The sequence below is a fragment of the Pseudomonas sp. NPDC086112 genome, from assembly GCF_044746425.1.
Lineage (GTDB): Bacteria > Pseudomonadota > Gammaproteobacteria > Pseudomonadales > Pseudomonadaceae > Aquipseudomonas.
This window is the reverse complement of record NZ_JBIVCD010000069.1, coordinates 1,103-10,808: the sequence shown is the minus strand read 5'-3', so window position 1 is coordinate 10,808 and position 9,706 is coordinate 1,103. Positions and strand designations below refer to the sequence as shown.

At 56.7% G+C, this 9,706-nt stretch carries 8 protein-coding genes; all 8 read left to right on the top strand.

The window, feature by feature from the left end; all coding sequences use genetic code 11:
- Positions 1–167: 167 nt before the first annotated feature.
- Positions 168–1,856: a membrane protein insertase YidC gene (gene yidC / locus ACIPLA_RS27415; protein WP_192345184.1), complete on the top strand. Its 1,689-nt coding sequence runs from the start codon at positions 168–170 to the stop codon at positions 1,854–1,856.
- Positions 1,857–1,935: 79 nt separating this feature from the next.
- Complete coding sequence (gene mnmE / locus ACIPLA_RS27410) at positions 1,936–3,306, top strand: tRNA uridine-5-carboxymethylaminomethyl(34) synthesis GTPase MnmE (protein WP_123495590.1); 1,371 nt, start codon at positions 1,936–1,938, stop codon at positions 3,304–3,306.
- Between the two features lie 553 nt (positions 3,307–3,859).
- Positions 3,860–5,758, top strand: coding sequence for a tRNA uridine-5-carboxymethylaminomethyl(34) synthesis enzyme MnmG (gene mnmG / locus ACIPLA_RS27405; protein ID WP_063342028.1), 1,899 nt, complete (start codon positions 3,860–3,862; stop codon positions 5,756–5,758).
- A complete protein-coding gene (rsmG, locus tag ACIPLA_RS27400; protein ID WP_218395708.1) occupies positions 5,755–6,399 on the top strand; it encodes a 16S rRNA (guanine(527)-N(7))-methyltransferase RsmG in 645 nt (214 codons plus the stop codon). The genes mnmG and rsmG overlap by 4 nt, the downstream gene beginning before the upstream one ends.
- Complete coding sequence (locus ACIPLA_RS27395; RefSeq protein WP_008007890.1) at positions 6,400–7,197, top strand: ParA family protein; 798 nt, start codon at positions 6,400–6,402, stop codon at positions 7,195–7,197.
- A gap of 9 nt (positions 7,198–7,206) precedes the next feature.
- Positions 7,207–8,079 (top strand): ParB/RepB/Spo0J family partition protein, encoded by an 873-nt coding sequence (locus ACIPLA_RS27390; RefSeq protein ID WP_123495596.1) that lies wholly within the window; start codon positions 7,207–7,209, stop codon positions 8,077–8,079.
- Positions 8,080–8,227: 148 nt separating this feature from the next.
- On the top strand, positions 8,228–8,635 hold the full coding sequence (locus tag ACIPLA_RS27385; RefSeq protein WP_007903021.1) for a F0F1 ATP synthase subunit I: 408 nt from the start codon (positions 8,228–8,230) through the stop codon (positions 8,633–8,635).
- A gap of 16 nt (positions 8,636–8,651) precedes the next feature.
- Entirely contained in the window at positions 8,652–9,521 is an 870-nt protein-coding gene (gene atpB, locus ACIPLA_RS27380) for a F0F1 ATP synthase subunit A (protein ID WP_123495598.1), read from the top strand.
- The last annotated feature ends 185 nt before the right edge of the window (positions 9,522–9,706 follow it).

Below are 9,706 nucleotides of genomic sequence, written 5' to 3'. Positions count from 1 at the left end.
GGTTGGGGGGTTGTTTGTTTGGCCCGCCCCGGGTTTACCCCCCCCCCCCACCCCCGGTGGGGGGGGGGGGTGGCCCGCGCGGGGGGCCGCACTTACAAATTTGTTTTCGCCTCCCACCCGGGTCCCCCCCCCCCCCCCCCCCGTACTTCTACGATGGCCGAGTAATCATGGATATCAAACGCACGATCCTGATCGTCGCCCTGGCAATCGTGTCCTACGTTATGGTCCTTAAATGGAACCAGGACTATGGTCAGGCTGCCCTGCCGACTCAGAATGTTGCTTCCAGTACTACCGCACCGGGCCTGCCGGATACGGCGACTGGCAATAATGCTTCTGTCAGTGACGACATTCCACGCGCCACAAGCGATACCAGTGCAACTGCACCTGCTGAAACACCAGTAGCTGCAAGCAAAGACCTCATCCAGATCAAAACGGATGTGCTCAACCTGGCAATCGACCCACAAGGTGGCGATGTTGCCCAGTTGACGTTGCCACTGTATCCACGTCGTCAGGATCATCCGGAAATTCCATTCCAGCTGTTTGATAACGGCAACGAGCGGACTTATCTGGCTCAGAGTGGCCTGATCGGCACCAACGGTCCGGACGCAAGTCCTGCCGGTCGTCCGGTTTACTCCTCCGAGAAGAAGATTTATCAACTGGCTGACGGTCAAGACCAATTGGTTGTTGACCTGAAGTTCAGCAAGGACGGTGTCAACTACATCAAGCGTTTCACGCTGAAACGTGGCCTGTATGACGTAACCGTTTCCTACCTGATCGACAACCAGAGCGCTCAGCCCTGGTCCGGTGCAATGTTCGCGCAATTGAAGCGTGATGCCAGCTCCGATCCTTCTTCCAGCACCGCCACCGGCACCGCGACTTACCTGGGTGCCGCCCTGTGGACAAGTAACGAGCCGTACAAGAAAGTGTCGATGAGCGACATGGACAAGGCTCAGCTGAAAGAAACCGTCACTGGTGGTTGGGTCGCCTGGTTGCAACACTACTTCGTGACTGCGTGGATTCCGGTCAAGGGCGAAAACAACATCGTCCAGACCCGTAAAGACAGCAAAGGCAACTACATCATCGGCTACACCGCCCCGGCAATGACTGTCGCGCCAGGTGCAAAAGCCGAAACCAGTGCCGTTCTGTACGCAGGTCCGAAAAGCCAGGCTGTCCTGAAAGAGTTGTCCCCAGGTCTGGAACTGACCGTCGACTACGGCATTCTGTGGTTCATTGCCCAGCCAATCTTCTGGTTGCTGCAACATATCCACGCGCTGGTCGGTAACTGGGGCTGGTCGATCATCTTCCTGACCATGCTGATCAAGGGGATTTTCTTCCCTCTGTCGGCTGCCAGCTACAAATCCATGGCGCGCATGCGTGCAGTGGCACCGAAACTGGCTGCGCTGAAAGAGCAACATGGCGACGACCGGCAGAAAATGTCGCAAGCCATGATGGAGCTGTACAAGAAAGAGAAGATCAATCCGCTGGGTGGCTGCTTGCCAATCCTGGTGCAGATGCCGGTTTTCCTTTCGCTGTACTGGGTTCTGCTGGAAAGCGTGGAAATGCGCCAGGCGCCGTTCATGCTGTGGATTACTGACCTGTCGATCAAGGATCCGTTCTTCATTCTGCCGATCATCATGGGTGCAACCATGTTCATCCAGCAGCAGTTGAACCCGACTCCTCCGGATCCGATGCAGGCGAAGGTCATGAAAATGATGCCAATCATCTTCACCTTCTTCTTCCTGTGGTTCCCGGCGGGTCTGGTGCTGTACTGGGTTGTGAACAACTGCCTGTCCATCGCCCAACAGTGGTACATCACGCGTAAGATCGAAGCGGCTACCAAAAAAGCCGAGGCGTAACTTACTCTGTGGATAACCACTCAAAACGCCCCCTAGTGGGGCGTTTTGCTATCTGTCACTTTTGTCTGGATACCGGTTTATGAGCGTTCCTCGTGAAACCATCGCTGCCGTCGCCACCGCTCAAGGTCGCGGCGGTGTGGGCATCGTCCGTATTTCCGGGCCGCTGGCGAGTCTGGCGGCCAAAGCCATCAGCGGTCGCGAACTGAAACCGCGGTTTGCCCATTACGGCCCGTTCCTCAGTGCAAACGAAGAGGTTCTGGACGAAGGCATCGCGCTTTATTTCCCTGGACCGAACTCGTTCACCGGCGAAGATGTGCTTGAACTGCAGGGCCACGGCGGGCCGATCGTTCTGGATATGTTGCTCAAACGTTGCCTGGAGCTGGGCTGTCGTCTGGCCCGACCAGGTGAATTCAGCGAGCGTGCCTTCCTCAACGACAAGCTCGATCTGGCTCAGGCCGAAGCCATTGCCGACTTGATCGAGGCAAGTTCTGCACAGGCGGCACGAAATGCCCTGCGTTCGTTGCAGGGTGCGTTTTCCCAGCGTGTGCATAACCTCACCGAGCAACTGATAGGCCTGCGTATTTACGTCGAAGCAGCCATCGACTTCCCCGAAGAAGAAATCGACTTCCTCGCCGATGGTCATGTCCTGAGCATGCTCGACAAAGTGCGCGACGAATTATCCACAGTGCTGCGTGAAGCCGGGCAGGGGGCCTTGCTGCGTGACGGTATGACCGTGGTGATCGCCGGCCGGCCGAATGCCGGCAAGTCCAGCCTTCTGAATGCCTTGGCCGGACGCGAAGCCGCGATCGTGACCGAGATTGCCGGCACGACCCGGGATATTCTTCGCGAACATATCCACATTGATGGCATGCCGTTGCACGTGGTCGACACTGCCGGCTTGCGCGATACCGATGATCAGGTGGAAAAAATTGGCGTCGAACGGGCATTGAAAGCTATCGGCGAGGCAGATCGGGTCTTGCTGGTGGTCGATGCCACGGCTCCCGAGGCTCTTGATCCCTTTGCCTTGTGGCCTGAATTCCTCGAAACCCGCCCGGACCCGGCAAAAGTTACCCTTATCCGCAACAAGGCTGACCTGACGGGGGAAGCGATTGCCCTGGAGGTCAGTGGCGATGGCCATGTCACCATCAGTCTCAGTGCCAAATCCGCTGGCATGGGACTGGAACTGTTACGCGAACACCTCAAGGCCTGCATGGGTTACGAGCAGACCTCCGAAAGTAGCTTCAGTGCTCGCAGGCGTCACCTGGAGGCACTGCGTCATGCGAGTGCGTCCCTTGAGCATGGCCGTGCGCAGCTGACGTTAGCGGGTGCTGGTGAACTGTTGGCCGAAGATTTGCGGCAGGCGCAGCAGTCTTTGGGCGAAATCACCGGCGCATTCAGCTCCGATGATCTGCTGGGAAGGATCTTTTCCAGCTTCTGTATCGGTAAATAGTCCCTTCCGCAGTTCACAGACAGGCCACTCGGGCCTGTCTGCTCTCTCCTTTTCTGAAATTTTTTTCCCAGTGCCGAAGCAGATTCTTCGCTTGAGCGGATTTCCCTTGCCCAGAATTTGCTCATTCGGCGGCTTTTCTGTGGATTAAGCCCTGTGAATAAGTGCCGCTAAGGGCAGTTGATAACAGGGCCCCAAAACTGAAGATAACCACCTCTGTGGATAACCACCCCTTTCATCCACAGGCTTACACCGGTTATCCAAGGGCCTCCTTGGTACATGACCACAGGGTTTTGAATCGCTGTACATATTGAAAATAAAGGGCTGTAGCAATCTATCCACAGAAAGGTGGCTCAGTAGAAATAAACATAAAAACAAAGATTTAATAAATTTCTCTCTTTTTAATTTCTATAACCCCGACTTCTCCACAGCTGGTTAAATTTTGTGCAAAGGGTTCTTTAGGAAGGGCGAAGTCCCTATACTTGCCGACCAGGTCCAAAAACCTGAGCTCAAACTATTTCCGGATTACCTGACTGAAGCAGGCACGAGGTGCGTGGTGGATTTCCCTTCCCGTTTTGAAGTGATCGTCATCGGCGGCGGTCATGCCGGTACCGAGGCAGCACTGGCGTCAGCACGTATGGGGGCAAAAACCCTGTTGCTGACGCATAACGTGGAAACCCTCGGTGCCATGAGTTGCAACCCAGCCATTGGCGGGATCGGCAAAAGCCATTTGGTTAAAGAAATCGATGCCCTGGGCGGCGCGATGGCCATGGCTACCGATAAAGGCGGTATTCAGTTTCGCGTATTGAACAGCCGCAAAGGCCCAGCCGTGCGTGCAACCCGCGCTCAGGCAGATCGGGTTCTGTACAAGGCCGCTGTTCGCGAAGCTTTGGAAAACCAGCCGAACCTGTGGATATTTCAACAGGCTGCTGACGACCTGATCGTCGAGCAGGAACAAGTGCGCGGAGTTGTCACCCAAATGGGCCTGCGTTTCTTCGCAGATTCCGTGGTGTTGACCACCGGCACCTTCCTCGGTGGACTTATCCACATCGGCATGCAGAATTATTCCGGAGGTCGCGCCGGTGATCCGCCGTCGATTGCCCTCGCTCATCGTCTGCGTGAACTGCCATTGCGTGTCGGTCGCCTGAAAACCGGTACACCGCCGCGTATCGACGGTCGCTCTGTGGATTTCTCGGTGATGACCGAGCAAGCGGGGGATACGCCGATTCCGGTGATGTCGTTCATGGGTTCCAAAGAGCAGCATCCGAAACAGGTCAGCTGCTGGATTACCCACACCAACGCCCGCACCCACGAAATTATTGCTGCCAACCTTGATCGTTCGCCGATGTATTCCGATGCGGGGTTGATCGAAGGCATCGGCCCGCGTTATTGCCCATCGATCGAAGACAAGATCCACCGCTTTGCCGACAAGGAAAGCCACCAGGTCTTCATCGAGCCGGAAGGTCTGACCACCCACGAGCTGTACCCGAACGGGATATCCACATCCTTGCCGTTCGATGTGCAATTGCAGATCGTTCAATCGATCCGCGGCATGGAAAACGCGCACATCGTTCGTCCGGGCTACGCCATCGAGTACGACTACTTCGACCCGCGTGACCTGAAGTACAGCCTGGAAACCAAAGTGATTGGCGGTCTGTTCTTCGCCGGGCAAATCAATGGCACCACCGGTTACGAAGAAGCCGGCGCCCAGGGTTTACTGGCCGGAGCCAACGCCGCACTGCGTGCGCAGGGCAAAGACGCCTGGTGCCCGCGTCGCGACGAAGCGTACATCGGCGTTTTGGTCGACGACCTGATTACTCTGGGTACCCAGGAACCGTATCGGATGTTCACATCCCGCGCCGAATACCGTTTGATCCTGCGCGAAGACAACGCCGACCTGCGCTTGACCGAAAAAGGTCGCGAATTGGGTCTGGTGGATGACGTGCGTTGGGCAGCGTTCTGCAAGAAACGCGAAAGCATCGATCTGGAAGAGCAACGCCTGAAAAGTACCTGGGTTCGCCCGGGTACCGAGCAGGGCGATGCGATTTCCGAGAAATTCGGTACGCCGCTGACCCACGAATACAATTTGCTCAACCTGCTGAGCCGTCCGGAAATCGACTACGCTGGTCTGATCGCTGTGACCGGTGGGGGCGCAGAAGATCCACAGGTCGCCGAACAGGTCGAAATCAAGACCAAATATGCCGGTTACATCGATCGTCAACAGGATGAAATCGCGCGCTTGCGGGCCAGCGAAGACACCAAACTGCCTGTGGATATCGATTACACGAACATCTCCGGTCTCTCGAAAGAGATCCAGAGCAAGCTCGGCGCGACCCGTCCAGAGACTTTGGGCCAGGCGTCGCGTATCCCGGGCGTAACCCCGGCAGCGATTTCGCTGTTGATGATTCATTTGAAAAAACGCGGCGCGGGCCGTCAGTTGGAGCAAAGCGCTTGAGTTCGTTGGTTACCTCGCAACACGCCGAAGAGTTATCCACAGGCGCGCGCCAGCTCGGTGTCAACCTGACGGAAGCCCAGCATGCACAGCTGCTGGGTTATCTGGCCCTGTTGATAAAATGGAACAAGGCCTACAACCTCACGGCCGTGCGTGATCCAGACGAAATGGTTTCACGGCATTTGCTCGACAGCCTGAGCGTTATGTCCTTCATCGAAAACGGCCGTTGGCTGGATGTGGGCAGTGGCGGCGGCATGCCAGGGATTCCCCTGGCGATCCTGTTTCCCGAGTCGCAAGTGACCTGCCTGGACAGCAACGGCAAGAAAACCCGCTTCCTGACCCAGGTCAAACTCGAACTCAAACTGGATAACCTGCAAGTTATCCACAGTCGCGTCGAAGCCTTCCAGCCGGAACTGCCATTCAACGGGATCATTTCCCGGGCGTTCAGCAGCATGGAGAACTTCAGCAACTGGACTCGCCATTTGGGCGACACCGAAACACGTTGGCTGGCAATGAAGGGCGTTCATCCCGCTGATGAGCTGGTAGCATTGCCGGCAGACTTCCACCTCGATAGCGAACACGCCCTGGCCGTACCCGGTTGCCAAGGCCAACGCCATCTGCTGATACTGCGCCGCACGGCATGATTGGCTAAGGTATTCGCGATAGCGAACCAAAAGGGTGGTGTGGGCAAGACCACCACCTGCATCAACCTCGCAGCTTCCCTGGTCGCTACCAAGCGTCGGGTGCTGTTGATCGATCTCGATCCACAGGGCAACGCCACGATGGGTAGCGGTGTGGATAAACACGGCCTGGAAAACTCGGTCTACGACCTGCTGATCGGCGAATGCGATCTGGCCCAGGCCATGCACTATTCCGAGCATGGCGGTTATCAATTGCTGCCGGCCAACCGCGACCTGACCGCGGCCGAAGTCGTTCTGCTGGAAATGCAGATGAAGGAAAGCCGTCTACGCAGTGCGTTGGCGCCGATCCGTGAAAACTACGATTACATTTTGATCGACTGCCCGCCGTCGCTGTCGATGTTGACGCTCAATGCGCTGGTTGCCGCCGACGGGGTGATTATCCCCATGCAGTGCGAGTACTTCGCGCTCGAAGGGTTGAGCGACCTTGTGGATAACATCAAGCGCATTGCCGAACTGCTGAACCCGAACCTGAAAGTCGAAGGCCTGTTGCGAACCATGTACGACCCGCGTCTGAGCCTGATGAACGACGTATCGGCGCAGCTCAAGGAACACTTCGGCGATCAGCTCTACGACACCGTCATTCCACGCAACATCCGCTTGGCCGAAGCGCCAAGCTATGGCATGCCGGCGCTGGCGTACGACAAATCATCGCGGGGCGCGATTGCCTATCTTGCATTGGCTGGCGAGATGGTTCGCCGTCAGCGCAAAAACTCACGCATCGCCGCTGCTCAGGCAACTTAAGGAATCCCCATGGCCGTCAAGAAACGAGGTCTCGGACGTGGACTGGATGCACTGCTGAGTGGTCCGACTGTCAGCTCGCTGGAAGAGCAAGCGGTACAAGCCGATCAGCGTGAGCTGCAGCACCTGCCCCTGGACCTGATCCAGCGTGGCAAGTACCAGCCGCGTCGGGACATGGATCCTCAGGCGCTGGAAGAGCTGGCGCAGTCGATCAGGGCCCAGGGCGTGATGCAGCCGATCGTGGTGCGCCCGATCGGCAGCGGGCGCTTCGAAATCATCGCCGGCGAACGCCGCTGGCGTGCCAGCCAGCAGGCTGGCCAGGAAACCATCCCGGCAATGGTTCGCGATGTGCCGGATGAAACCGCCATCGCCATGGCGCTGATCGAGAACATCCAGCGTGAAGACCTCAATCCGATCGAAGAAGCGGTGGCCTTGCAGCGTTTGCAGCAGGAATTCCAGCTGACTCAGCAACAAGTTGCCGAGGCTGTGGGTAAGTCCCGCGTCACCGTGGCCAATCTGTTGCGTCTGATTGCGCTGCCGGAAGTCATCAAGACCATGCTGTCTCACGGCGACCTGGAAATGGGTCATGCCCGTGCCTTGCTCGGTTTGCCGGAAAATCAACAAGTTGAAGGGGCGCGACACGTTGTCGCACGGGGGCTGACTGTGCGCCAGACTGAAGCACTGGTTCGCCAGTGGTTGAGTGGCAAACCGGAGCCTGTGGAACCGGCAAAACCGGACCCGGATATCACCCGACTCGAGCAGCGTCTGGCCGAGCGCCTAGGCTCTGCGGTGCAGATCCGCCACGGAAAGAAGGGTAAGGGGCAGCTGGTGATCGGCTACAACTCTCTTGATGAGCTTCAAGGTGTGCTCGCACACATCCGCTGAAACAATTCCTCATGTAGCGTGAAGTCGGAAATCACTACCTGACAGTTGAATAGGGGCAGAACCGCCCCTATACTCTGCGCGCATTTTGTCGGCACAAATTATGCCAAGTTATTGAATTCTGGCAGCCGACCATTGGGGAGCAAAAGAGATGGAAAACCGCACGCCAGACCGCTTGCCGTTCCATCGCCTGGCAGTTTTTCCGGTGTTAATGGCTCAATTTGTCGTTTTGCTGATTGCCGCTTTGGCGCTCTGGCAATGGCATGGAGTCGTTGCCGGGTACTCGGGACTCTGCGGAGGCCTGATAGCCTTGCTTCCCAATATTTATTTCGCTCACAGGGCATTTCGGTTTTCCGGCGCCCGAGCAGCTCAAGCCATCGTCCGGTCTTTTTATGCCGGCGAGGCGGGCAAACTGATTTTGACGGCAGTGCTGTTTGCATTGACGTTCGCAGGTGTGAAGCCATTGGCGCCGTTAGCAGTATTCGGCGTCTTCGTGCTGACCCAACTGGTTAGCTGGTTCGCTCCCCTGCTAATGAGAACAAGACTTTCGAGACCTTAGGGCGTTTGAGGCAACCATGGCAGAGACAACCGCTTCGGGCTATATCCAGCACCACTTGCAGAACCTGACCTTCGGTCAGCATCCAACTGGCGGGTGGGGTTTTGCCCACACCGCAGCAGAAGCCAAAGAAATGGGCTTCTGGGCTTTCCACGTCGATACGCTCGGCTGGTCGGTCGCGTTGGGTCTGATTTTCGTTCTTCTTTTCCGCATGGCGGCAAAGAAGGCGACGTCCGGTCAGCCTGGTGCTTTGCAGAACTTCGTCGAGGTTATGATCGAGTTCGTTGACGGCAGCGTGAAAGATACTTTCCACGGCCGTAATCCATTGATCGCGCCATTGGCCCTGACGATTTTTGTCTGGGTGTTCCTGATGAACGCCGTCGACCTGGTACCGGTTGACTGGATTCCGAAGCTGGCTGCCATCATTACGGGCGACCCGCACCTGGTCTTCCGTGCCGTTCCTACCACTGACCCGAATGCGACCCTGGGTATGTCCCTGTCGGTATTCGCGTTGATCATTTTCTACAGCATCAAGGTCAAGGGCATCAGCGGTTTCATTGGCGAACTGACCCTGCACCCGTTCGGCAGCAAGAACATCTTCGTTCAAGCCCTGCTGATTCCGGTGAACTTCCTGCTTGAGTTCGTGACGCTGGTGGCCAAGCCAATCTCTCTGGCACTGCGTCTGTTCGGCAACATGTACGCCGGCGAGCTGGTCTTCATTCTGATTGCTGTGATGTTCGGCAGCGGTCTGCTCTGGCTTAGCGGCCTGGGCGTAGTTCTGCAGTGGGCGTGGGCTGTGTTCCACATCCTGATCATCACCCTGCAGGCGTTTATCTTCATGATGCTGACCATCGTCTACCTGTCGATGGCGCACGAAGAGAACCATTAAGACCAGTCTCGACTAGTCTGATGTCCCACCCGGTAAAACGGGTGGGTGCCCGAACAGGGCTATGAAACGATTTGTTTTACCGCTTTAAAATCTAAAAAACCTAAACCATACGACGTAAAAGTCGGGAGGAAAGATGGAAACTGTAGTTGGTCTAACCGCTATCGCTGTTGCACTGTTGATAGTCC